Annotated in this window: 21 protein-coding genes and 1 pseudogene; 6 read left to right on the top strand and 16 right to left on the bottom strand. The window is 69.8% G+C overall.

Going from position 1 to position 22,543, the window contains the following annotated elements; genetic code table 11:
* Nucleotides 1-779, bottom strand: a 779-nt coding sequence (locus tag AB0K18_RS49595) for a M23 family metallopeptidase (protein WP_364929976.1), incomplete at its 3' end; no start/stop codon positions are given.
* Nucleotides 780-1,058: 279 nt separating this feature from the next.
* Between AB0K18_RS49595 and AB0K18_RS49590 the strand changes: the two genes are divergently transcribed.
* Nucleotides 1,059-3,605: an ATP-binding protein gene (locus AB0K18_RS49590; RefSeq protein WP_364929974.1), complete on the top strand. Its 2,547-nt coding sequence runs from the start codon at nt 1,059-1,061 to the stop codon at nt 3,603-3,605.
* A gap of 311 nt (nt 3,606-3,916) precedes the next feature.
* Here the strand turns inward: AB0K18_RS49590 and AB0K18_RS49585 are convergent.
* A pseudogene (locus AB0K18_RS49585) lies at nt 3,917-4,627 on the bottom strand (IS256 family transposase); the annotation flags it as partial.
* Nucleotides 4,628-4,952: 325 nt separating this feature from the next.
* Between AB0K18_RS49585 and AB0K18_RS49580 the strand changes: the two are divergent.
* Both AB0K18_RS49580 and AB0K18_RS49575 read left to right on the top strand, forming a co-directional pair.
* On the top strand, nt 4,953-5,270 hold the full coding sequence (locus AB0K18_RS49580; RefSeq protein ID WP_364385743.1) for a hypothetical protein: 318 nt from the start codon (nt 4,953-4,955) through the stop codon (nt 5,268-5,270).
* A complete protein-coding gene (locus AB0K18_RS49575) occupies nt 5,267-5,911 on the top strand; it encodes a dihydrofolate reductase family protein (protein ID WP_364385745.1) in 645 nt (214 codons plus the stop codon). Before AB0K18_RS49580 ends, AB0K18_RS49575 begins: the two co-directional genes overlap by 4 nt.
* A 318-nt stretch (nt 5,912-6,229) precedes the next feature.
* Here AB0K18_RS49575 and AB0K18_RS49570 read toward each other — a convergent pair whose 3' ends face one another.
* From AB0K18_RS49570 to AB0K18_RS49525, 10 genes are all read right to left on the bottom strand, one after another.
* The gene (locus AB0K18_RS49570; protein ID WP_364929969.1) at nt 6,230-7,216 is read right to left on the bottom strand and encodes a hypothetical protein; all 987 of its coding nucleotides are present in this window, start codon (nt 7,214-7,216) and stop codon (nt 6,230-6,232) included.
* Entirely contained in the window at nt 7,213-7,566 is a 354-nt protein-coding gene (locus AB0K18_RS49565; RefSeq protein WP_364929966.1) for a GntR family transcriptional regulator, read from the bottom strand. Before AB0K18_RS49565 ends, AB0K18_RS49570 begins: the two co-directional genes overlap by 4 nt.
* A complete protein-coding gene (locus AB0K18_RS49560; protein ID WP_364929963.1) occupies nt 7,527-7,862 on the bottom strand; it encodes a hypothetical protein in 336 nt (111 codons plus the stop codon). The genes AB0K18_RS49565 and AB0K18_RS49560 overlap by 40 nt, the downstream gene beginning before the upstream one ends.
* Nucleotides 7,863-8,269: 407 nt before the next feature.
* A complete protein-coding gene (locus AB0K18_RS49555; RefSeq protein WP_364929961.1) occupies nt 8,270-8,761 on the bottom strand; it encodes a hypothetical protein in 492 nt (163 codons plus the stop codon).
* Between the two features lie 1,117 nt (nt 8,762-9,878).
* Nucleotides 9,879-10,586: an FkbM family methyltransferase gene (locus tag AB0K18_RS49550; RefSeq protein ID WP_364385765.1), complete on the bottom strand. Its 708-nt coding sequence runs from the start codon at nt 10,584-10,586 to the stop codon at nt 9,879-9,881.
* 42 nt (nt 10,587-10,628) lie between these two features.
* On the bottom strand, nt 10,629-11,324 hold the full coding sequence (locus tag AB0K18_RS49545; protein WP_364929957.1) for a response regulator transcription factor: 696 nt from the start codon (nt 11,322-11,324) through the stop codon (nt 10,629-10,631).
* Entirely contained in the window at nt 11,321-12,424 is a 1,104-nt protein-coding gene (locus AB0K18_RS49540) for a histidine kinase (protein ID WP_364929954.1), read from the bottom strand. Before AB0K18_RS49540 ends, AB0K18_RS49545 begins: the two co-directional genes overlap by 4 nt.
* A gap of 299 nt (nt 12,425-12,723) precedes the next feature.
* Nucleotides 12,724-13,272 carry a tyrosine-protein phosphatase gene (locus AB0K18_RS49535; protein ID WP_364929951.1) on the bottom strand — a complete coding sequence of 183 codons (549 nt, stop codon included), beginning with the start codon at nt 13,270-13,272 and terminating at the stop codon, nt 12,724-12,726.
* A 154-nt stretch (nt 13,273-13,426) separates the two neighbouring features.
* Nucleotides 13,427-14,197: a MerR family transcriptional regulator gene (locus AB0K18_RS49530; protein ID WP_364929949.1), complete on the bottom strand. Its 771-nt coding sequence runs from the start codon at nt 14,195-14,197 to the stop codon at nt 13,427-13,429.
* A gap of 4 nt (nt 14,198-14,201) precedes the next feature.
* The gene (locus AB0K18_RS49525; protein ID WP_364929946.1) at nt 14,202-15,005 is read right to left on the bottom strand and encodes an alpha/beta fold hydrolase; all 804 of its coding nucleotides are present in this window, start codon (nt 15,003-15,005) and stop codon (nt 14,202-14,204) included.
* A 562-nt stretch (nt 15,006-15,567) separates the two neighbouring features.
* Between AB0K18_RS49525 and AB0K18_RS49520 the strand changes: the two genes are divergently transcribed.
* Nucleotides 15,568-17,025, top strand: coding sequence for an arabinofuranosidase catalytic domain-containing protein (locus AB0K18_RS49520; RefSeq protein WP_364929943.1), 1,458 nt, complete (start codon nt 15,568-15,570; stop codon nt 17,023-17,025).
* A gap of 263 nt (nt 17,026-17,288) precedes the next feature.
* Here the strand turns inward: AB0K18_RS49520 and AB0K18_RS49515 are convergent, their stop codons facing one another.
* The 4 genes from AB0K18_RS49515 to AB0K18_RS49500 form a co-directional block, all read right to left on the bottom strand.
* Nucleotides 17,289-17,612, bottom strand: a complete 324-nt coding sequence (locus tag AB0K18_RS49515; protein WP_364929940.1) for a tyrosine-protein phosphatase — start codon at nt 17,610-17,612, stop codon at nt 17,289-17,291.
* A gap of 35 nt (nt 17,613-17,647) precedes the next feature.
* Nucleotides 17,648-18,163, bottom strand: a complete 516-nt coding sequence (locus tag AB0K18_RS49510; RefSeq protein ID WP_364929937.1) for an extracellular solute-binding protein — start codon at nt 18,161-18,163, stop codon at nt 17,648-17,650.
* A gap of 173 nt (nt 18,164-18,336) precedes the next feature.
* Nucleotides 18,337-19,044: an MBL fold metallo-hydrolase gene (locus AB0K18_RS49505; RefSeq protein WP_364929934.1), complete on the bottom strand. Its 708-nt coding sequence runs from the start codon at nt 19,042-19,044 to the stop codon at nt 18,337-18,339.
* A gap of 319 nt (nt 19,045-19,363) precedes the next feature.
* Nucleotides 19,364-20,431 carry a LacI family DNA-binding transcriptional regulator gene (locus tag AB0K18_RS49500; RefSeq protein WP_364929931.1) on the bottom strand — a complete coding sequence of 356 codons (1,068 nt, stop codon included), beginning with the start codon at nt 20,429-20,431 and terminating at the stop codon, nt 19,364-19,366.
* Between the two features lie 97 nt (nt 20,432-20,528).
* On the opposite strand from AB0K18_RS49500, the gene AB0K18_RS49495 reads away from it, so the two are divergent.
* Both AB0K18_RS49495 and add read left to right on the top strand, forming a co-directional pair.
* Nucleotides 20,529-21,473 carry a nucleoside hydrolase gene (locus AB0K18_RS49495; protein WP_364929928.1) on the top strand — a complete coding sequence of 315 codons (945 nt, stop codon included), beginning with the start codon at nt 20,529-20,531 and terminating at the stop codon, nt 21,471-21,473.
* On the top strand, nt 21,470-22,456 hold the full coding sequence (gene add, locus AB0K18_RS49490) for an adenosine deaminase (RefSeq protein WP_364929926.1): 987 nt from the start codon (nt 21,470-21,472) through the stop codon (nt 22,454-22,456). Before AB0K18_RS49495 ends, add begins: the two co-directional genes overlap by 4 nt.
* The last annotated feature ends 87 nt before the right edge of the window (nt 22,457-22,543 follow it).

Raw genomic sequence — 22,543 nt, 5'->3', positions numbered from 1 at the left:
CCGTTCTGGTAAGCCGCGACGATGTCGTCCCTGCCATCGGCGTCAACATCACCCGAAGCAACAAGATCCCCGGTGTTGGCCATGGTCCAGCCGCCCGAGGTGTAGTCACTAGCCCGTGCGAACGACGAACCGGTAGACGACCACCGGTAGATGGTCATCGTGCCGTCACCGTCATCACGCATCATCGCCGGAGCCTGGAAACCGGTGGCGCCACAGTTGCGGCTGGTGACATTGTTCCAGGTCTGGCCATTCGCCGTACCGTAGGTGACACCGTTGAAGGTCGGCCTGACCCGTTCGGATCCCGCGTACCCCCACGACGCCGACCCGTTACCGTCGCGGTCGTATCCGAGCTCGAAGTGAAGGTGCGGATGTCCGTTGGAGGTCGGCCCGGTCGCGCCGACCTTGCCGATCGTGGTCCCCATCTGCACCCTTGCCCCGACCGAGACGGCCCGGTAGCCCAGGTGCAGGTACGTGGTGTAGTAGCCACCACCATGATCGATCTGGATCACATTACCGGCGTTGCTGTGGTAGAAGGACTGATTCACTGTCCCGGCGGCCGGCGCGATCAGCGTGGCACCGTCAGTGCCGTGCTGGTCGGGCTCCTTCACCATGTCGAGCGCAGGAGCGTGTTGCCACGTGTCCAGCTGCCACTTCTGTCCGCAGGGGAAGGGCAACTGCAGAGCGGGGGCGGCCATCGCGGGGCTCGCCGTAACGAACACACCGAACGTGGCGACGAGCGCGGCGGAGATGCCGACGCGTAAGACGGCGGACACGACCATGAAACTCCTCCAAAGTTGGCTACACCGGCCGGTCTTCGACCGGAGAAGAGATGTGGACTCGGAGTTCGCCCGCGGACAGGACAGGACACACGGCGTCACGGGCACGGGTGCGGAGATTCGGAGCGCTTGACGGGCTTGGCGAGGCGGCGGTCTTCATCAAACCCGACACGAGATCGGGAGACCATGACGTTCAGCCGGACGTTCCACCGGACGTTGAGCATGACGTCGCGCACGCCATAAGCTGGCAGACTCCGCAGCCGATCACGGAAGGCGTCAGCCGTGGGGAACGCATTCAGTGAGCTGCTTCGACGCCACCGGCTCAGTCGCCGCCTCACCCAGGAGGCGCTGGCGGAGCGCGCGGGCATCAGCTCCCGCTCGATCGCCGAGCTCGAACGCGCGCGGGGCCGGCGCCCGCGCCCCAGGTCATTGGAGCAGCTGGCGACGGCGCTCGACCTGACCGGCGAGGAGCGGGAGGAGTTCATCGCCGCCGGCCACGCCCTGATCTGGGCCGGCCGCACCGGCCGGCCGGGCCGCGACGACAAGGGAACGACGATCCCCTCCGACCTGAAGTGGCGGCAACTGCCCGCAGACCTTCCCGACTTCGTCGGGCGGGACGGGGAACTGGCCCGATTACGGACAGCCCTCGATCCTGACGGCAACGGCACGAGGCTGGCGGTGCTGTCAGGACCGCCAGGCGTCGGCAAGACAGCGCTGGCCGTCCACGCCGGCCACCGGTTCTCATCGTGGTTCCCTGACGGACATCTGTACGCGACGCTGCGCGGCGCAGGCGCCGATCCCGCCGACCCCGCCGACGTGCTCGCCCAGTGGCTGCGGGCGCTGGGCGTGGACGGATCCGCCTTGCCCGCCGGTAGCGATGCCCGCGCCGCGCTGTTCCGGGACCGGGTGGCGGCACAGCGAGTGCTCCTCGTCATCGACGACGCGGGCGGGTACCACCAGGTGGAACCGCTGCTCCCGGCCGATCGCGTCGCCGTGGTGGTCACCAGCCGGTTGCCGCTGACCGGCCTTCCCGGCGTGACCTCCATTGATCTGCGGCCGCTGCCCGGCCCGGCGGCTGTCAAGCTGCTCTGCCTGGTCGCCGGTGAGGACCGGGTGCGTGCCGAACTCTCGGCGGCAGCAGACCTGGTCGCGTTGTGCGGCAGGCTGCCGCTGGCCGTCCGGATCGCCGGAGCGCGGCTGGCCGCGCGTCCGCACTGGACGGTCGAAACCTTCAACGAGCGGCTGGCCGACGAGCGCAGCCGGCTCGATGAGCTGCGCCACGGCGACCTGGCCGTACGATCCGGGCTGCACCTCACCCACCAACGGCTCACACCTGCCGCCGCCCGGGCGTTCGCCCTGCTCGGCGAGCTGGGAGTGCCGTCCTTTCCTGGATGGCCGGTGGCCCCCCTGCTGGGCGTCGATCCGGCCGCGGGAGCCGCCGTACTCGAAGAGCTGCTCGACGCGCGGCTGCTGGAGGCACTCGGCTGCGACCCGGCGGGTCAGCCGCGATACCGGTTCCACGACATCATCCGGCTGTACGCGCGCGAGCGCCGCGAAGCCGAGATCGGCCAGGCGGAGTGGACGGCCGCGCTGAGCCGTGCCGCCACCGGATGGCTGGCCCTGGCCCGGCAGGCTCAGGACCACCTGGACTGTACGCGTCTCTACCTCGATGACAGGGATCACCCGGCGGCCATCACCGATCAGCGCGTGGCCGCCGTCGCCGCCGGCCAGCCTGTCGAGTGGTTCGAAGCCGAACGGGAGGCGCTGGGCGGGCTGGTGCCGGCCTGCGCGGAGGCGGATCAGGCCGTGCTCGCTCGCTGCCTGGCCGGCTGCACCGCCGACTTCTACGACCTGCGCGGGCACTATGACGACTGGCAGCAGGCCATGAACGTGGCGCTGGACGCCTGCCGGCGGGCCGGTGACCGTTCGGGTGAGGCGACGATGCTGCGCGGGCTCGGCAGCTGCCTGGTCGAGCACGACGACCACGACACCACCATCTCGACCCTGTACGCCGCACAGGCGCTGGCGAGAGATGTCGGCGACGTGGCCGGGGTCGCCCTGGCCGGCAAGGAACTCGGCCTCATGCTGTCCATCACCGGCCGCGTCCACGAGGCGGAGGCGGAGCTGCGGGCGGCCGTCGAAGGGCTGGAACGGGCCGGCCTCCCTCTCTCCAGGTCCCTCGCGCTCACGATGCTCGGCTTCACGCTGCGAGAACGGGGTGAAACGGCCGAGGCCGTCGAGGTCGTGGAGGCCGCGCTGGACATCGCCCGCTCGTGTGGCGCGCGGTCGGTGGAGGCGTACGCCCTGCGAGGTCTCGCCGGAGCCCTGCTGGCGTGCGATCGGCCCCGGCAGGCGGAGCAGGCCGCCCGGGCGGCCGTCGTGACGTTCGAGCAGGTCGGGGACCTGATCGGTGCCGCGCAGAGCCTGCGTACGCTGGGTGAGGCGTTGGCGCGTGACCCCCACCGGTGGGACGAGGTCGAAGAGACGCTGACCGCCGCGGCCGACCTGTTCCGTTACAAGGGACACCGCTGGGGACTGGCGCTCACCGAGCTGAGCCTCGGCGAGGTCGAAGCCCGTCTCGGTGACCCACGAGCCATCGAGCGCCTTCACCGGTCCCTGCGCTACTGGACCGACGAGCAGGTCCCCGCGTTACAGGCGCGCACGCTGATGGCCCTCGCCGCCGCGAGCGAGCAGCGCGGTGATCCGGATACCCGGGAACTGCTGATGCGCGCGTACGAGCTCTACCGGGTGCTGGACGCGCCCGTCGCGGCCGAACTCGCGGTGCGGCTGGGCATGGACGAAAGCGCTACGCGGCCCAAGATCAGATGAATTCCCATGTGACACGTCTTCAGATGCCATGATCGGCTCGCACGCCGGTGACGATGCGGGCCGCGCGCTCAGGCTCTGGCCACCGGGCTGCTCCGCTCCACCGTCAGGACGTCCCGCCATACGGGACTGTACGGTCTACTGGACAGACCCTCGTACCCCTCAGGTTTGCGCCGCTGAGGAGATGATGCGGCGAGACAGTGGGCCGCCCGGTAGACAGCGATCAGATTGAATTGTTCAACTGCGCGTTTTATGCGGGTCGCCTTAGGATCGCCGGGTCTGTCCAGTAGACGGTGTAACTCTGCGTGACTTGTTTAGCGGGTGGTTGGGGTCAGGCGGCCTTCGAAGGTGATGGCGAAGGCGTTCAGGGCGGCTTTCCAGCGGGTGATCCAGCGTTTGCGGCCCTTGCCGGTCGGGTCCAGGCTCATGATCACCATGTAGACGCACTTGAGCGCGGCCTGCTCGTTCGGGAAGTGGCCGCGGGCCTTGACCGTACGCCGGATGCGGGCGTTGACGGACTCGATGGCGTTGGTCGAGCAGATCACCCGGCGGATCTCGGCGTCGAAGGACAGGAAGGGCACGATCTCGGCCCAGGCGTCCTCCCACAGCTTTACGATCGCCGGATACTTGCCGCCCCAGACCCCGGCGAACTCCATGAAACGCTCGAGCGCGGCTGCTTCGGTCGGGGCGGTGTAGACGGGCTTCAGCGCCTTGGCGATGGCGTCCCAGTGCCGGCGGGCCGCGTATCGGAACGAGGCGCGCAGCAGGTGGACGACACACGTTTGGACCACGGCCTGGGGCCAGGTCTGCTCGATGGCTTGCGGCAGTCCTTTGAGGCCGTCGCAGACTACCATCAGCGCATCGCCCGAGCCGCGGTTCTTGATCTCGGTCAGCACATGCAGCCAGAACTTGGCGCCCTCGCCGCCGTCGCCGGCCCACAGCCCGAGAATGTCGCGCTCCCCGTCCACCGTCACCGCCAACGCGACGTAGATGGGGCGGTTGGCGACCTAGCCCTCGCGCAGCTTGGCTCTGTCGCAGATTGCGTGATCCTCGGGTCTCGTTACGGGTTCCACGAAGGAGTAATGATCTTTGTGTCTTGCGCAGTGGATCGACGTTCTGCTCCCGCACCTGACGGTGCTGACCGTGGAGGATGCCAAGCGCGAGGGCGGGATGGTGAATATTCGTGCTCGGGTAAGTGGGGTGCGGGCTGCGTGCACGAGCTGTGGCGGGGTATCGGCTTGGGTTCACGGCAGGTACGTGCGCCGGCTCAAGGACGCCGTGATGGGTAGCGCCTGCGTGATCATCGAGTTGGTGGTCAGGTGATTTCGCTGTGTGAGCGTCACGTGTCCGGTGAAGACGTTCGCCGAGCAGGTGCCGGGCCTGCCCCGGCCGCATGCGCGCTTCACGGACGCCCTGCAGCAGGTACTTGCATCGATAGGGATGGAGCTGGCGGGCCGGGCCGGCGTTCGCCTGGCAGCTTCGCTCGGTCTGCAAGTGGGCCGCGACACCTTGCTGCGCCGCGTCAGGGCTTTGCCTGAGCAGCCGGTCGGACACGTGCGGGTGCTGGGTGTCGATGCGAGGGGGATCCGTGCACGACCGATGACTTCGGCGCCGCGCTCAGGTCGTACCGAACGACGACCCCAGCGCGAAGGGAACTGGCGATCATGAAACTGACGACCGTCACGAACGTCTCCGTCGACGGAGTGACGCAGGGACATCGACGGATCGATGCAGGGATCCGGCGCGAAGCCGGCGCGCCGGACGAGGATGGCAGCGGCGGATTCGAGCGCTTCGGATGGGCCCCGCCACTGCTCGACGACGAGGCCTCGACGTTCATCAGCCAGACCTTCCAGCGCGCCGACGCGTTCCTGTTCGGCCGGCGGACCTACGAGATCTTCGCCGGCTCCTGGGGATCGGGCATGGACCCGGGAAACCCCGTCGGAGAGGCGCTGAACACGCGGCCCAAGTACGTCGCCTCGACCACGCTCACCGATCCGCAGTGGGCGAACACGACGGTCCTGTCCGGTGACGTCGCGGGCGCCATCGGCGAGCTGAGAGCCGGGCCGGGCGGTGAGGTGCACGTGTGGGGCAGCGGCACGCTGATTCGCTGGCTGCTCGACCACCGGCTGGTCGACGAGATCGTGCTGCTCACCTATCCCGTGGTCGTCGGCCAAGGCACGCGGCTCTTCCCCGCCACTGGCTCGGACATAGGGCTCGAACTGGTCGGCTTGCAGTCCACCCCGAAAGGACTGACGATCCAGACCTACCGCACCACCGGCCGCCCGCAGTACGAGAGGGCCACCACCTGAAGCATGGAGGAGCCCGGCCCACCTGGACCCAGCAGCTTCGCGGGCGGCGAAGGCCCACAGCCCCCGTCCTCAGACCAGGACGCCCCAGGGTTCCGGGCACTTACCAGGCCGTCACCGGCGCGAGCACCCGCATCGCGGCCCCAGGCGCGGCTACCGGGCCCTCACATGGTCGGTGGTGAATCCGGTCCGCTCCAGCGGACCGGCGGATCACCGGCGGATCACCGGCGGAAAGTCAAGCAGGAACGCTGTCTCGCTGGTCACCGTCGGCCGCGACGCCCGGTTTCGCAGGAGTCTCGACCATGGGAGCCGTCGGGATGGTCAGGCGGCCTGATGGTCACGCATGCTGTTGATCAAGCTGGCAGCGGTGGGCGCGTCGCGGCAGGAGGCCAGGAAGTCGGTGCCGTCGGCCAGGCGCAGAGCCAGTGCCGGGCCGGGCAGCAGCACGACGCCCGCTCCGGCACCGTGCAATGCTCCGTCCAGCAGCCACCGACTCGCCTGAACGTCGGTCGCGTCGGCGCGGCGTACGCTGCTCAGGGCCACCTCCCGGCTGATCAAGCCGAGCGTGACCCGCACCGTCCGCTCGTCGATGGTCAGCCGGTACGAACGCATCGGTAGGAACGCCACGGCGACGATCACGACGGTGGCCCCCGCCCATCCGGGAGAGCCCACGGACAGGACCAGCACGGCGGTCATCGCCATACCGGCCAGCACCAGAGCGGCCACTGCCCAGTCGACGGCCCGGATGACGCGCCGTTCCTGCCAGGTGGCCCTCTCCTGGCCGTTCAGGTCCAGCCGGGGGGCGCCGGGGTCAGGGGCTTCGGTCGCGCGGCCTGCGGGGGTGCGACGACCGGCCAGGAGGAAGGCGACGACAGCACCGGCGAGCGCGGCCAGCGGGACGAGCACCCCCATCGCCGCTCCCGAGGGCGTGTCCGCCTGGGCGGCGGTGGGGGCGTCCAGTGCCGCGTGCAGGATGACCAGCAGGGGCACGGCCAGCGCGACGGCGATCGTGATCACCGTTACCTGGATGGAAGCCCGTATCCAATGGGCGCGTGACGCCGGTGCGCGGCCGGCCAGCACGAACCCCGCCAGCCCAGCCAGCCACAGGATCGCCGGGACGCCGAGCAGCACGCCGCTCAGCTGCTCGACCGTGACGGTGGAGACGATGGGCCGCCCATCTGCACCGCCCTTGTTGGGAAGGTCGGCAGGCAGTCGTTCCCGCCAGGCCAGCACCGTCAGCGTGGCACCACCCAGCACCACGGCGGGCAAAGCGACCATACCCGTCAGCCACCGGACCTTACCGATCACGTGAACTCCTTTCCCACCAGCGACATCAGTTCTTCCCGGCCCAGGCCCGCGCGGCGGGCTGCGGCGACGAGTTGCCGGACGGTCTGCATGAGCTGTGCCAGCTCGCGCGGGTTCGTCCTGGTGACGGTCGCACCGCGCCCGGGGCGTAGTTCGATCAGTCCTTCGTCGCGCAGGTCGGCGTAGGCGCGCAGCACGGTGTGCATGTTGACCCCCAGCGACGAGGCCAGCTCGCGGCCGGCCGGCAGCCTGTCTCCGGGGGACAGCAAGCCGTCGGCGATGCCGCGGCGGACGCATCCGGCGATCTGATCGCTCAGCGGCGTGCTGCTGCTCGGGTCCACGCGGTACAACATGTTCTAATCATGATAGAACAATGAGGATTTTTGCAAGGTGTCTCGATCGCAGTGCCGGCATCGCCCTGGCTGAGTGCGATATGCGTGCGATGACACAGCACGTTGTCGAGGCCGAACGCGGTCCACATGTGGTTGCCGTCCTGCCCAAGCCTGCTGCCGGCTTCAGCGGCTTTATCGAGCAACTCGGTGATCACCTGCCTCGTACCGCCGTGGGCGGCGGCGATGACGCCCCTGAGCAGCAGCGATCCGTAGACGGAGAGGTCGTCAGGGGACGGGCGGCCCATCATGGCAGTCATGCGCAACGCTGCCGTACGAGCGGCGTCGGTCGCAGCCCGGTGGTGACCTCCAGCCAGACAGCCCTTGGTCTTCCTGCTTAAGCAGCATGGATGCGGCGACGTGGTGCGCCTCGGCCGACAGGGCATGGGCACGCAGGGGATCATCGCCCTCGAGCGTCGTGCAGGCCCCGCGCAATTCGCGCAGCAACGTAGGCATTCCGGCTCGGGTGGCGATCCCTCCAGGGGTCGTCAATGGCCGAGTGCGTGTCGGCCGCGCCGCCGGCGCAGCGTAAGCGCCGTCGTCCAAGCGCTTTCAGGAGCAATGTTCTGAGCTCAAGGCCGAGAACCGGGCACGGGCGTGGCCGGTCCCGGTTCTCCGTGACATAGGGGCTCGCGCACGGAGCAGGCCGCTACCGCAACCCTCCACATCACTTGGCAGGCGACAGGCTCACCACCAGATACTTGTCCGCCTTGGCCGGATCGGTCTCCAACTCCTTGAGGATCTCGGTCTCTCGTTCAGCTCCGTACGACTCGAACCGGTCGACACCAGCGGCCTGAAGGGTCGTCCCCTCCCACTTGGCCGACTCCATCACCAGCAGTCGCTCGCTGGCGCCTACGACCTTCCAGCCGCGCTGCGCCAGCCGTTCACGCGCGATGTCCAGCGCTTCGTCGACGCCCGATCCGCCGACGTCCATGATGAGGATGTCTTCGAGCTGAATCGTGTTGCCATAGATCGGATCGGCCATGGTGCGGGTGAACACCGTGCCGATGTCGTGGACCTCCTCCACGGCCGCGGGATCCACCTTCAGTTCCTCCGGCAGGAAGAACGCGGCGCAGCCGGCGGTCACGAGCGCGAGGCACACGGCCGTGACCGCCGACATCACCTTGGAAAGGCCGCCACAGGACGCACTCGTCGTCATTGGCACACTCCTGATATTCTCCAGCGGCTTTGTCAGCCCAGCCCTGGTGCGTGGCATTGTAGCGGCGATTCGCCTCGGCCTCGCTCGACAAGGACAGTTTGCCCGTCTCGATCCAGGTGACGAAATCCTTCCAGCCGAATTCAGGGGTCGAGGCGCTCATGGTGACGCCCGAGCAACCGCAGTAGGCGACGGCCGTCTCCGCCCAGGTGATACCGCGTTCTTGATATCCGCCTCCGTCGGCGGTGGCCTTCATGGTGATGTTCGCAATGCAAGTATCTCATATAGAGCGCCGCGGCCTCGATGGAGGAGGCGGGGTTGAGAACTCGCCGAACATTTTGAGCGCGACGCCGGCGGGCACGAGTTTTCCTCGGAGTGCCATCGGCTGCGCTTCCCAGGCTTGGAATTCATAGATGATCGCGGCGGCCAGGAAATGCTTACCCACAGCCCACTTGGTGACATAGTGGACAATCTCCTTGCGGTATCAGAGTACCCCTTCCCATTTCTTACGCAATTCGGTTTCGTAGCTCTCTTTCCGGGGGCCGGAAGAGCACCGGATCCGCCGGCCGACAGGCCGCTGGACGGGCCCGACGTTCACGTGGCCAACTGGATGCAGGCGGGCGCTGGAGATGCACCCTCCGCAACCCGAGCCGGCCTCGCGGAGCGAGCCGCCTGGCAGGATCGCCTCGGAGGATTGGCCGGTGGGGTCGACGCCCGTCAGGGTGAGGCGTTGGCGTAGGTGTAGCAGTTGGCCTGCACCGACGGGACCGGCACCAACAAGCTGATCCGGCAGTACTTACCGAAGGGCACCGATCTGAGCTTGTACGCTCCGTGGCGAAAGGTCCGGGCGAGTGGCGAGCGACCTGCACCAGGAAGCGGCGCCGCTCGTTCGGCAGCACCGACTCAGCTCCCATCTGATGGGCGCCGATCCCGCGCCGCCAGGTCGGCTTGTCGAGCGAGATGCTGGGTGTGCCCTACGCCGACCATGAGTTCTTCCAGGAACACACGGTGGAGGTGGTCAAGCAGTCGACGCCGCCCGAGGAGCGGTGAGCGGCCCCGAGGGCCACCAGAGCTACATGGCCGACCTGTCAGTTCCGGCGTAGTCCGCGCAGCGGATCGCTCAGGGAAGCCGGCTGCTGAACAGGTAGTTGCGGCGCCGATGGTCTATCGCGTCAGTCCGCTGCCAGCGGCCGCGCCGCCAGATGTACATGCGGTATCCCATCCTCAGCAGCGGCTCGGTCACATCGGTCGCGCTCATGCCGTACTTGTCGAGATGACGGTCCTCGATCTCCAGCAGCAGATGGGGTCGATGGCGCTCGATCGTACGGCGCCCGCCTTCCAGGACCGCCGACTCGAACCCCTCCACGTCCACCTTCATGAAGTCCACCCACGGAATCCTGCGGGTCTCGCACATGTGGTCGATGGTGTAAACGGGCACCTCCAGGGTCCTGCCCCCGGAATCATCCGGACGTTTCACTCCCACCTGCAGGTGAGCCCAGCCGTGGTTGGGCAGCCCGAACCGGTACGGCAAGCGGAGCCTCTGCCGCCCGTTGGAGGGGCCGAGCGCGGCATTGGTGGTGATCACGTGGCGGGCGCCCACGGCCTGCCGCGCCGATTCCAGGATTCGGTACGGCAGGCGCAGCGGCTCGAAGCTGTGCACCCGCCCGGTGTGCCGAACCAGGCGGGCGAGGGGAAAGGTGTACATCCCGTAGGCGGCGCCGATATCCAGGCATACGTCGCCACGCCCCACAAGGTGCGCCAACCCGCGCAGTTCGGACTCCCGGGAAAGCGTGCGGGCCACTGCGGCCGCCGTCGACAATCTGATCATGCCGGGGACGGTAGGAGTGAGATCGGCGCACGCGAATCACCCTCAGGAGCGCAACCGCCTGCTCCGCCGTGCCTCTGCGGAGTGACGCCCGGCCACCACCAGGCCGCTCTCGTAGGCCAGCACCACGGCCTGCGCCCGATCGCGCAGGTGGAGCTTGCCCAGGATCCGCCCCACGTGGGACTTGACGGTCTCCTCCGCGATGGTCAGGCTTTGCGCGATGTCGGCGTTGGACTGGCCGTCGGCGATGAGCCTGAGCACGTCGAGCTCGCGGGGCGTGAGCACGTTCAGCCGCAACGCCTCGCGCTGGTCGATCGACTGCCTGCTCGTGAACTCCTCGATGAGCCGCCGGGTCACCGACGGCGCCAGCAACGCCTCCCCCGCGGCCACCACGCGCACCGCGCTGATCAGATCGGCCGGCGGCGCGTCCTTCAGCAGAAAGCCGCTGGCCCCGGCGCGCAGCGCCGTGTACACGTAGTCGTCGATGTCGAACGTGGTCAGGATCACCACCTTGGTGCCGGGAACGTTCTGGACCAACCGCCGGGTGGCCTCCAGCCCGTCGAGACGCGGCATGCGGACATCCATGAGCGCCACGTCCGGCCGCGTCCTTCGGGCCACATCCACCGCCTCCAGGCCGTCCGCGGCCTCGCCGACGACCGCGACGTCGGGTTGCGCCGACAGCAGCGCCGCGAATCCTCCCCTGACCATCGCTTGATCGTCCGCGACCAGAACGGAGATCATTTCTCCCCCTGAGGCAGTACGGCCCGCACGGCGAAGCGCCCGTCGGCCAGCCTTCCCGCGAACAGCTCACCACCCGCGAGCGTCACCCGTTCACGCATGCCCACCAGCCCGTACCCGGCCCCGGGCGCCGACTCCGCCCCCGCCTCGTTGACCACCTCGACCACCAGTTTCGGGCCGTCCAGGGCGATCGTCACCGCTGTCGCGGCGCCGTTGGCGTGCTTGATCACGTTGCTCAGCGCCTCCTGCACGATCCGGTACACCGTGAGCGACATGGCCGCGCCGACCTCGGGAGCGTGCTCCGGCAACTCCAGGTGGACCGGCGTGCCCGCCCGCCGCGCCGACTCCACCAGTTCGGTCAGCCCGTCGAGGTTCGGTTGCGGAGCTGTCAGCGGGTCGTCCCGGTCGCCCCGCAGCACGCCGAGGAGTTGCCGCAGCTCTTTCAGCGAGGTGCTCGCGGCGGCGTTGATGTCGTGGAACTCCCGCAGCACCTCTGCTGACACCACGCCCTTGATCCGATACGGGGCCGTCGAGGCCTGCACCGCGATGACGGACATGTGATGAGCCACCAGATCGTGCAGCTCACGGGCGATGCGCGCGCGCTCCTCCAGCAGCCGCCGCTTGCCGTACTCCTCCGCGACCCGCAGGGTGCTCAGACGCCGCATCCTGTAGCCGTGCCCGATCATCGTCACAGCCAGCAGCCCCAGGCTCCAGCTCACCATGGCCGGCACCACGTGCGGCGACTCGGGCCGTAGCCAAAGCACTGACAGCACCCCCGCGGCCAGAGTGGTCAGGAACGCCACGGCCGTGACCCGCCGCGCGGATACCAGCGCCAGCGTGAAGATCACCGGCGCCTGTGTCAGCGACTCACTTACGAGCCAGGGCCGCCAGTCGGCGACGCTGAGCGCCGTCGCCAGGAGGAGCAGCCCCAGCATGAGCCCCCACGCGACCATCGGCCGGTACCACGCCACAACCACCGGCAGCCCGTACAACGCCCCGAACAGCGCCCCGGGAACGCCCGCCCCGAGAACGACCGCGAACGCCCATCCATTGAGCAGGGCTGCCAATCCCGCGGCGACGAAGTACAGATGTCGCGGCACCATGGGCTTCTCCGGGTCGGCCGGGGAAGCGGGTACCCGAGCCCGATGAGCGCTGGAGACGATGCTCAACACCCCACAACCCTACGTGATCATGATCCGGCCCCGGAGACCTGCCGGCGGCGGCCGGAGGACTGTAAGGCTGACGGCGGATCTGGTGATCAAGGAAGAGGCGCTTGATGTCCGAGACCGCCGTGGAGTCACTGGCCATGAACGGAAGTGCCTGCCGAGCCGGACCGCTCGATGACGGACGAGCAGCAGCGCTCCCCTCCGTCATCACTGTCAGTGGGTAGGCGGCCGTGGTGTCAGGGGTCGGTGGTCAGGCGGGTTCGGGGCAGGGTCAGGTCCGCGGGGGGCAGGCCGCCCTCCCGCAGGTACGCGGCGGCGCCGCCGTACCGGTCGTCCAGGTGGGCGAGGGTGGCGAGCATCGTGCCGGCGCCGACCTCGGCGAACAGCCGGCGGGACCTGGCCCGCTCCGCCTCGCCGGGCAGGGCGGCCAGATGGGCGTCGATGCTCAGGCGGGCGGCCGTCTCGGCGTAGTCCTCGGCTACGTCGGCCGACGCCACCCCGGCCAGGGTGAGCGTCAGCGCGCTGGCCAGGCCGGTCCTGTCCTTGCCGAAGTGGCAGTGCACCAGGGTGGCACCTGGCGGCGCGTGGACGATCGCGGGGACGACGGTGACGTGCCGGCGAGCCGAAGCCGGCCGTGGTTCCAGCCAGTCGCCGATCTCCGCCTCGCAGCCGTCGTCGATGAGGAACATATCCGCGCCGAGGCCGAGCCGCTCGGACAGCTCCAGGTTCTCGATCACGTCAGCGTCGGTGACCTTGTCCCAGTGGCCGTACCAGGTACACCACATGGGCGGGACCGCAGGGAAGGAGGCCGGGGCTTGCCCGGCGGCGACGGTGGTGGCCCACTCGCGCAGGGCGGCAGAGAGAGCTTGTTCTCCGGGCTGCGGCGGCCCGGGGAACGAGCTCTCTGCCAACCACTCCTGGGTCTCAGCCTCGATCCGGTCAGGGGATGTCGATACCGCCGGCGCGGAGCCTCGCTTCGACGAGCGAGGCCAGGCGGGCCGCGGCGGAGTCGCGTTCTTCGCCGTGGTGGGCGATCAACCGGTAGCGGGTCGCGGTCTCGGTATGGGCTTGCAGACCGGTCACGATCCTGAGGTGGTCGGGGTGGGCGAGGTAGTGCTCGGCCATGTCGGCGGCCAGCTCCACAACGCGGGGATCATCCGGTGGCCAGCCGATGACTTCGGCGCTGCGCTTGGTCAGCTCCACGAATCGGGGGTTGCGCAGCGCGTGTTCGATGGCGGCGAGGTAATCCTCGAAGCTTTCGGGGACCAGAGCCTTGGCCAGGACGAAGGATTCCCGGGCGGTGCGTACGTCCTCCGGGGTGAAGCCGAGGGTCGGCATCGCCTCCAGCATCGCCACGGCGCGGTCGGGCAGCAAGGTCCGGTCGCCGCTGGTGAGCCGGTTGAGCATGTCCCTTTGTGCGGCCAGCGCGGCGATCCGGGCGGTGAGGTGCTGCTCGACGTCGGCGAGCGCCGCGGCGAACGGCGCGGCGTCGCAGTCCAGCAGCGGGCCGATGTCGGCCAGCGGTACCCCGGCGCCGGCGAGCGTTTTGACCTGCACCAGTCTCAACAGCTCGGCCGAGCCGTAACGCCGGTACCCCGAGCTGTCGCGCGCGGGCTCCTCCACCAGCCCGAGCTTGTGGTAGTGCCGCACCGTTTTGATCGTGATGCCGGCGAACGCGGCCGCCTGACCGATGGTCACCCCTGCGGCCATGGGCTCAGCGATCCTTTCGCGCCTGCCCGGCGGCGGCGGTCTCCCGCACCGCGGCGGCGATCGCTCGGAAGTCCTTGCGCAGGATCTGGGTGTGGTTGCTCTCGACTTTGGCGCTGACCCGCAGGTTGGGGTTGCGGTGGAGCACCGGATCGAGGGAGGCGCGCATCTGCTCCATCTCCTCCGCGCCGCCGCCGAGGTTGGCTCCGGAGGCCAGGATATAGCGCACCGGGCAGGACAGCCGGTCCAGAACGGGTTCGAGGGCGGCGCAGACCTCGTTGATCTCGATGTTGACCTGGGCGTGCTGAGCCGCACTCATCAAGGCGGCCAGGCCGAAGGGGCGCGCGAGCGGCAGACCCAGCCGCATGTTGCGAAACGCGCGCCGGATCCGCTCCCGGTTCTCCTCACCGGTCAGCCCCCAGGGGACCGCGCCGTCGACCGAGACCACACCGGCGATCCGGCCGGGGTTGCGATCGGCCCAGTGCACCGCCAGCGCCGCGCCATAGGACCAGCCGACCAGCAGCGGCCGCTCCACCCCGGTCGCCTCGATGACCGCGTCGACGTCGCGCAGACAGCCCTCGAAGGAGTAGTCGGCCGACCGCTTCGACTTGCCGCGGGCGCGCTCGTCGTAGGTGAGGTGTCGCCACCGGGGGCCGAGTTCGGCGATCACCCGCCGCCAGGAGCGCTGGCTCGCATAGGAGCCGTTGAGATACACGACGGTTTGACCGGGGCCGCGGGTATCGGTGACCGCCAGGGCCGTGTCGTCGACGGCCACCATGCCGGCCCATGAGGAAGCCTGTGAATGCGTCATGCGGTCAGCATCCGGCTTGACCTTGGGTCAAGGTCAAGCCGGGCCCGCGAGGCCGCCGGTCGAGTTCCGGTGGCCTCGATGGAGGCAATGACCTGCATCGCCGCATCGGCCCACTTGATGAGAGGAAAGTGGCATGGGACGGCGGTGCTATCCGCCGGGGTTTCGGCGCAAGGTGCTGGATCTGCTCGAGGCGGGCGTAAGGTGACCGACCTGGCGCACGATCTGGGGGTTTTCAGACGCCGCAACAGCGAGCTGACAGCTCGGCGAGGCGGGCGACGGCTCACCACCCGGCGGACGCGGAGATGAAAGTTTCACGACATCTCATCGCAGCGGTGCGAACGTGTCATGGTAAGAGCCCAGGCGGCGCGCCGGACGGCACCGGGGGCCGCCGAAAAGACGTGATCCACGTTCTTGACGTCCGGGCCTCCCTTGAATTGACTCGACATCACCGTCACCCGCGAATCGGTGTCGGAGAAACAATGAAATGTTAGCGCTAACATAATGCCTTTACCTGCCGTGCCGGCACCATCCGCTCCGCATTCGATTGAGAAAGGAATGCATCATGCTTTTCGGGAGCCTGAAAAAGGCGCTCGCGGCCGGGGCGAGCGCGTTGCTCGCCACCGCCTGCCTGGTGAGCGGTGGCACAACGGCCCAGGCGGCGACGTCGCAGCCGTGTGACATCTACGCCGCGGGCGGGACGCCGTGCGTGGCGGCACACAGCACGACCCGTGCTCTGTACGGCGCCTACAACGGCCCGCTGTACCAGGTCAGGCGCGCGTCGGACAACACCACGCGCGACATAGGCGTCCTCAGCCCGGGCGGAGTCGTCAACGCCGCCGCCCAGGACTCGTTCTGCGCCGACACGACCTGCCTCATCACCGTCATCTATGACCAGTCCGGCCGCAACAACCGCCTCACCCAGGCGCCGCCCGGCTACTGGAAGGGCCCCGCTCCGGGCGGATGGGACAATCTCGCCGACGCGAAGGCGGCCCCGATCACCATCCGCGGCCAGAAGGCGTACGGTGTCCGCGTGGAGCCCGGCACCGGCTACCGCAACAACAACACCAACGGCGTCGCCAAGGGCGACGAGCCCGAGGGCATCTACGCCGTCGTCGACGGCACGCACTACAACCAGTGGTGCTGCTTCGACTACGGCAACGCGCAGACGGATGGCATAGCCGACTCCCCCGCCATCATGGAGACCGTCTACTTCGGCGCCAGTAAGCAGTGGGGGTACGGGGCCGGACCCGGCCCCTGGATCATGGCCGACCTGGAGTGGGGACTGTTCTCGGGAGTGAACGCGGGCTTCAACAACATCCCGTCGATCACCCACCGTTTCGTCACGGCCATGGTCAAGGGCGAGCCGAACCACTGGGCGATCCGGGGCGGCAACGCGCAGTCGGGCGGCCTGACGACCTATTTCGACGGACGGCGCCCCAACGGCTACCACCCGATGAAGAAGGAAGGCGCCATCCTGCTCGGCATCGGCGGCGACAACAGCGTCACCGGCCGGGGCACCTTCTTCGAGGGCGTGTTGACGTCCGGCTACCCGACGGAGGCCACCGAGAACGCCGTACAGGCCAACATCGCCGCCGCCGGCTACGCGCCGGCGGGCGGCGGCGACCCGCAGCAGAATGTCCAGATCCTGGGCGACCAGTCCGGCCGGTGCGTCGACGTGCCGAACGGCAGCACCGCCAACGGCACCCAGGTGCAGCTGTGGGAATGCTGGGGCGGCACCATGCAGCGCTGGACCTACACCTCGGGCAAGCAGGTGCAGGTATACGGCAACAAGTGCCTGGACGCCTACGGGCATGGCACCGCCAACGGCACTCAAGTGATCATCTGGGACTGCAACGGCCAGACCAACCAGCAGTGGAACGTGAACAGCAACGGCACCATCACCGGCGTGCAGTCCGGGCTGTGCCTCGACGCCTTCGAGCAGGGCACCGCCAACGGCACGAAACTCATCCTGTGGTCCTGCAACGGACAGGCCAACCAGCGGTGGACCCTGCGTAGCTGATTCCGGCCGGCGGGTTCGGTGCGCATGAGGGCGATCGGGTGAAACGGCCTGGTTCGGGGTCCGGACACCTGGATGCATCGCGCCGAACCCGACGGAGCGCATCTGAGAGTGCATCCCGCGCGCTGATGGCATGAACTCGGAGCACACCGAAGTCTCCACCGGATCCGGGGCGATTCACGTGCGACTGGGGGCGTTCGTCGTGCACGGATGACGAAGACGAGCAGACCAGAGCCGGACAGAGGAGCTGCAGGCCAGAGCCGGCGTCAGGGGTCGGTGGTCAGGGTTCGGAGCAGGGCCAGGTCCGCGGGGGGGCAGGCCGCCCTCCCGCAGGTACAAGGCGGCGCCGCCGTACCGGTCGTCCAGGTGGACGAGGGTGGCGAGCATCGTGCCGGCGCCGACCTCGCGAACAGCCGGCGGGACCTGGCCCGCTCCGCCTCGCCGGGCAGGGCGGCCAGATGGGCGTCGATGCTCAGGCGGGCGGCCGTCTCGGCGTAGTCCTCGGCTACGTCGGCCGACGCCACCCCGGCCAGGGTGAGCGTCAGCGCGCTGGCCAGGCCGGTCCTGTCCTTGCCGGAGTGGCAGTGCACCAGGGTGGCGCCTGGCGGCGCGTGGGCGATCTTCCTTACTTGATGGAGGCGTTGCCCTCGGACACGGCCTGGTCGGCGGCCTGCTGCGGGCTGAGCTTGCCGAGGTACATCTCGTTGAAGATCTGGTTCAGCTTGGTCTCGAAGCCGGTGAAGCGGGTGATGATCGGCACCGGGAACGTGGTGCCCTCCGGCTCCTCCAGGAACGGCGAGACGTCGAGCTTCTTCGCCTTCCAGTAGGCGACGTAGCCCTGCGCCAGGCCGGTGATGACGGGGAAGACGTAGCCGCCGTCGGCCATCATCTTCTGCGGCTGCTCGGTGCCGAGCCAGGCGGCCAGCTTCATGGCCTCCTCGGGGTGCTTGCTCTTGGCGTAGACGGCCTCGGCGAGCCCGTTGAGGTTGACCGCGCGGCCGGCCGGGCCCTCGGGCATGAGGGCGACGCCGACGGGCATGTCCCGGGGGTCGGTCAGGTCCCAGATGGTGCTGCCGGCCGCCACGTACCGGCCGTCGGCGCTGAAGGCCAGCCTGTCGACGGCGCCGCTGTTCGCCACCATGGTGCGCACGATGTCGGGCCGGCCCCTCTTGCAGGACCGTCAAGCGGCTGCCGTTCGCGAAAGGCGATCTTGCCAGGCCCATGGCCGACCGCGGGCTTGGGAGTTGCGGAGGTCGTCTTGCTGACGTGCTTCCCTGTGGCGAGGTCCCAGACCGTGAGCCGACGCCCTACTGCTCAGCCGTTTCGGACCGCCTTGCTCACCTGCGAGGGTGAGGTGCGCCAGGGGGCGCCATGGCCGGGGAGCACCCAGGATGCCGGCAGCCCGGCGATCCGGTCGAGGGAGGAGAGTGCTTCGGCTGGGTCGTCGGTGAAGGGTGCGGGCTGGGGGCCTTCGCGCCCGGTGAGGACGTGCCGCGTGGTGAGGGCGTCGCCGACGAAGACCGCGTCGGCGAGCGGGACGTGCACCGCCACGCTTCCCGGAGAGTGCCCCGACATGCCCACGATCACCGGATTGCCCGGCAGGTCCAGGACGTCGCCATCGCCGATCTCGGTGACGTCGCCGACGTAGCGGGTGCGCAGACCGTTCTTGCGGAGGGAGTAACCGAAGAATCCGAGCGTCGGGCCGAGACGCATGGGGCCGAACGCGACCTTGGGCTTGTCTCCCGTACGGGTGCGGACGGCGTCGGCGGCATGCACGAACACCGGTACGCCGTGTGCGCTTCGCAGGCGTTCGGCGAAGCCGATGTGGTCGGAGTCTCCGTGGGTCAGTACGAGTCCGCGGATGTCGTCGACGGACTTGCCCAGGGAGCGGAGTTCGCGCTGCAGATCCCGCCAGTGGCCGGGCAGTCCCGCGTCGATGAGCGTGATGCCCTCGGGGGTGTCGACGAGGTAGCAGGCCACGAGATCGTTACCCAGGCGGTGCAGATGGGGTGCGATTTGCATGGGGCTTCTTTCAGGTTGGAACGGGTCTTGGCAGGCGGCCGTCATGGCCTGGGTCTTGACCGCAGCGGTGCGCCCGCGGTTCGTGACGCCGCGCGTAGTCGATGGGGCGGCGAGCGCCCGGGGACGGTTGACGCTCCATCGTGTGTTGCCGAGTGTCGTGGCGCGCGGCGGGCGGCAGCGCCACAGCGTCGTCGGACGCTCGGTTTCATCGGGGCTCCGGGCTTTCTAAACGTTTAGATCGAGTGCAACGATGGCGGCCGCGCACGTGGGCTGTCAAGCGGGCATGGCGCCCGGCGGTCCGCGCTGGACGGCGAGGTGACTACCTGCGCCGCCCGTCCGGTTCGGCTCCGCGTGGACCGGCATCGCGCTCGGCCACCGGGGGCGCCGCCTCGATCTCGGTGTCCATCGCCTCGGCCCCGGAGAAGCCCGGGTGGGGACAGCCGCAGCTCCGCCGGATCGCGAGCGTGGCCGTCGGAGGGGTGCCAGGCGCGGGCTCGCCGAGCAGGTGGCGCACGGCCCGGCGGGCCATCTCGGCGAGCGGCTGTTCCACCGTGGTGAGCGGCGGCACGGTGAACCCGCTCTCCGGGGTCCCGTCGCAGCTGATCAGGGCGAGCCTGCCAGGCACCTCGACGCCCACAGCGCCGCAGCCGGCGAGCACGCCGACGGCCTGTTCGTCGGTCGCCGCGACCAGCGCCCGCGGCACGGCCTCCAGCCCGGCCACGAGACGGGCGGCGGCGGCCCGGCCGTACTCGGAGCGCAGCAGCTCACCCGGCACGCCGGTCGCTCGCCAGGCCGCGACGCGGTCGCCCACGGGACCCTCGTCGGTGAGGCCGGCCAGGAAGTCGACCCGGTCGTGCCCGTGCCCGCGCAGGTGGGCGACCGCCGCGGCGACCCCGGCGGCGTTGTCGGCGGCCACGAGCGTCGTGTCCGAGCCGGGCGGCCGATGGTGGACGTGCACGAGCGGGACGCCGCTCTCGGCCGCGAGGCCGGCCGGGTCGTCGGCGCCCGGGGTCGAGACGACGATCAGGCCGTCGACCTGCGCGCCCAGCAGGGCGTCGATCACGGCGGCCTGGCGCTGCCCATCGTAGCCCGAGTTCGCCGCGACCATCAGCTTGCCGGAGGCGGTGAGGGCCTCCTCCAGCCGCTGACCGAGGGCCGCGAAGTAGGGGTTGACCGTGTCGGGAAGCACGACGCCGACCAGGCCGGAGGAGCCGGAGCGCAGCGCGGCGGCCACCCGGTTGTGCCGGTACCCGAGCTCGGCCGCGGCGGCGATGACACGTTCCCGCGTGCGCGCCGCGACCGGCCGTGGCCCGCCGTTCACGACGTAGCTCACCACCGCGATCGAGGTCCCGGCGCGGCGGGCCACGTCGGCCATCGTCACCGCCATGCCCGCTCCCTTCTTGACAGCTCACGTGCGCGGCCACCATCGTTGCACCCGACACCGATTCTAAACGTTTAGACAACTGCCCCTTCACGGAGCCGTGATGAAACTGATCGTGGACACCGACACCGCGTCCGACGACGCCGTGGCGCTGCTGCTCGCCGCGCGCGACGAGAGCGCCGAGCTGGACGCGGTGACCACCGTCGCGGGCAACGTCCCGCTGCGGCAGGCCACCCGCAACGCGCTGCTCACCCTGGAAGTCGCCGGGATGGACGGCGTGCCGGTGTTCGAGGGCTGCGACCGCCCGATGGTGCGCCCGCTGTCCACCGCGCAGCCGGTGCACGGCGACGACGGGATGGGCGACCTCGGCCTGCCCGGGCCCGCGAGCCGTCCCCAAGCCGGGCACGCCGTCGACGTGCTGCTCGACCGGCCCCGTGAACGGCCGGGCGAGTACACGCTGGTCACCCTCGGGCCGCTGACCAATCTGGCCGCAGCGCTGCTGCGCGACCGCGACCTGCTGGGCCGCTACCGGCACGTGTACTGCATGGCCGGCGCGCCCGACGCGGTCGGCAACATCAGCGCGACGGCGGAGTTCAACGTCTGGGCGGACCCCGAGGCCGCGCAGGTCGTCCTCGCGACGGCCGATCCCGGCCGGGTCACCTGGATCGGCTGGGACGTCTCCCGGCGCGACGCGGTGATGACGCCGGCCGACCAGGAACGGCTGCTCGCCCTGGACTCCCCGCTGGCCGGTTTCACTCACCGGATCAACCGCAAGGTGACCGAGTGGGCCGCCCGGGTGACCGGGCTCTCCGGTTATGACCTGCCCGACCCGGTGGCCATGGCGGTGGCGCTGCGCCCCGGTCTGGTGGCCGAGCGGGAGACGGCGCACGTGCGGATCGCGCTCGGGGACGAGGCCCGGGGCCAGACCATGGTCGAGCGGCGGCTGACCGGCCCGCCGCCCAACGTCACCCTCGTCCGCCGCGTGGACGAGAAGGGCTTCAAGGAACTGTTGTTCGGCCTGCTGGCGCCGGAGGAGGCACGCGCATGACCGGCCGCTACGAACTGCACTGCCATCTCGACGGTTCGGTACGTCCCGCCACGGTCGCCGAGCTGGCCGGGCAGCAGGGCATCACGCTGGGCGCACCCGTCGAGTCGCTGGTGGTCGCCCCGCGCGAGTGCGGCGACCTGATGACCTACCTCACCTACCTCGACCCGATCCTGCGGGTGCTGCAGACCCCCGAGGCGCTGCGCCGGGCGGCGCTGGAGCTCGTGCACGACTGGCACGCCGACGGCGTCGTGTACGGCGAGGCCAGGTTCGCGCCGCAGCTGCACGGCGAGCGGGGCATGACCCTCGACGAGGCGGTCGAGGCGGTGGCCGACGGCCTGGCGGGCGGATCGGAGCAGACGGGCGTCCGCTGCGCGCTCCTCCTGTGCTGCCTGCGCCAGCAGCCGCCGGAGACCAGTGAGCGGGTCGTGGCCGCCGCGCTGCGCCACCGAGGATCGGTCGCCGGCGTGGACCTGGCCGGAGACGAGAGCCGCCCCGGCGCGCCGCACCTGCCGGCCTTCGCCGCCGCGCACGCCGCCGGGCTCCCCGTCACCGTGCACGCGGGCGAGGCGGCCGGGCCGGAGAGCGTGTGGGAGGCGCTCGACGTGCTCGGCGCCGCGCGCATCGGCCATGGGGTGCGGTCGGCGGACGACCCCGCCCTGCTCGACCGGCTCAGGCGTGACGGCATCACCTTGGAGATGTGCCCGACCAGCAACCTGCAGACCGGGGCGGTACGCGAGACCGCCGCCCATCCCGCCGACCGCCTGCTGGCCGAGGGGCTGGCCGTCACCATCTCCACCGACGCCCGCACCACCTCCGGCACCACGGTCACCCGCGAGTTCCAGCGGATGAGGGAGTGGTACGGCTGGACCGGCGACCACGAGGCGCGGTGCCAGGAGCACGCGCGGGCCGCCGCGTTCGGCGACGTGCCCGGCTCCCACGGGGCGACGGGGCTTGGCGGGGCGGTGGGGCCGGCATCGTCCTGACCTCCCCCGCCGGACGCCTACGGCCCTACGCGCCGGGGTCGGCGGTGGCGGCGGCGAGCGCCTCGGGCTCGGTGCCGTCGGAGAGCA

This window comes from Nonomuraea sp. NPDC049421 (assembly GCF_040677005.1).
Classification (GTDB): domain Bacteria; phylum Actinomycetota; class Actinomycetes; order Streptosporangiales; family Streptosporangiaceae; genus Nonomuraea; species Nonomuraea salmonea.
The sequence above is the reverse complement of the archived record's forward strand: the minus strand, read 5'-3'. Positions and strand labels throughout refer to the sequence as shown.

What these genes read in the sequence shown, in the direction of transcription:
- AB0K18_RS49575 (WP_364385745.1), top strand. Translation starts at nt 5,267, where the DNA reads ATGAAACTGACGACCGTCACGAACGTCTCCGTCGACGGAGTGACGCAG.
- AB0K18_RS49565 (WP_364929966.1), bottom strand. Translation starts at nt 7,566, where the DNA reads ATGTTGTACCGCGTGGACCCGAGCAGCAGCACGCCGCTGAGCGATCAG.
- AB0K18_RS49560 (WP_364929963.1), bottom strand. Translation starts at nt 7,862, where the DNA reads ATGACTGCCATGATGGGCCGCCCGTCCCCTGACGACCTCTCCGTCTAC.
- AB0K18_RS49555 (WP_364929961.1), bottom strand. Translation starts at nt 8,761, where the DNA reads ATGACGACGAGTGCGTCCTGTGGCGGCCTTTCCAAGGTGATGTCGGCG.
- AB0K18_RS49550 (WP_364385765.1), bottom strand. Translation starts at nt 10,586, where the DNA reads ATGATCAGATTGTCGACGGCGGCCGCAGTGGCCCGCACGCTTTCCCGG.
- AB0K18_RS49545 (WP_364929957.1), bottom strand. Translation starts at nt 11,324, where the DNA reads ATGATCTCCGTTCTGGTCGCGGACGATCAAGCGATGGTCAGGGGAGGA.
- AB0K18_RS49540 (WP_364929954.1), bottom strand. Translation starts at nt 12,424, where the DNA reads ATGGTGCCGCGACATCTGTACTTCGTCGCCGCGGGATTGGCAGCCCTG.
- AB0K18_RS49535 (WP_364929951.1), bottom strand. Translation starts at nt 13,272, where the DNA reads ATGTGGTGTACCTGGTACGGCCACTGGGACAAGGTCACCGACGCTGAC.
- AB0K18_RS49530 (WP_364929949.1), bottom strand. Translation starts at nt 14,197, where the DNA reads ATGGCCGCAGGGGTGACCATCGGTCAGGCGGCCGCGTTCGCCGGCATC.
- AB0K18_RS49525 (WP_364929946.1), bottom strand. Translation starts at nt 15,005, where the DNA reads ATGACGCATTCACAGGCTTCCTCATGGGCCGGCATGGTGGCCGTCGAC.
- AB0K18_RS49520 (WP_364929943.1), top strand. Translation starts at nt 15,568, where the DNA reads ATGCTTTTCGGGAGCCTGAAAAAGGCGCTCGCGGCCGGGGCGAGCGCG.
- AB0K18_RS49510 (WP_364929937.1), bottom strand. Translation starts at nt 18,163, where the DNA reads ATGGTGGCGAACAGCGGCGCCGTCGACAGGCTGGCCTTCAGCGCCGAC.
- AB0K18_RS49505 (WP_364929934.1), bottom strand. Translation starts at nt 19,044, where the DNA reads ATGCAAATCGCACCCCATCTGCACCGCCTGGGTAACGATCTCGTGGCC.
- AB0K18_RS49500 (WP_364929931.1), bottom strand. Translation starts at nt 20,431, where the DNA reads ATGGCGGTGACGATGGCCGACGTGGCCCGCCGCGCCGGGACCTCGATC.
- AB0K18_RS49495 (WP_364929928.1), top strand. Translation starts at nt 20,529, where the DNA reads ATGAAACTGATCGTGGACACCGACACCGCGTCCGACGACGCCGTGGCG.
- add (WP_364929926.1), top strand. Translation starts at nt 21,470, where the DNA reads ATGACCGGCCGCTACGAACTGCACTGCCATCTCGACGGTTCGGTACGT.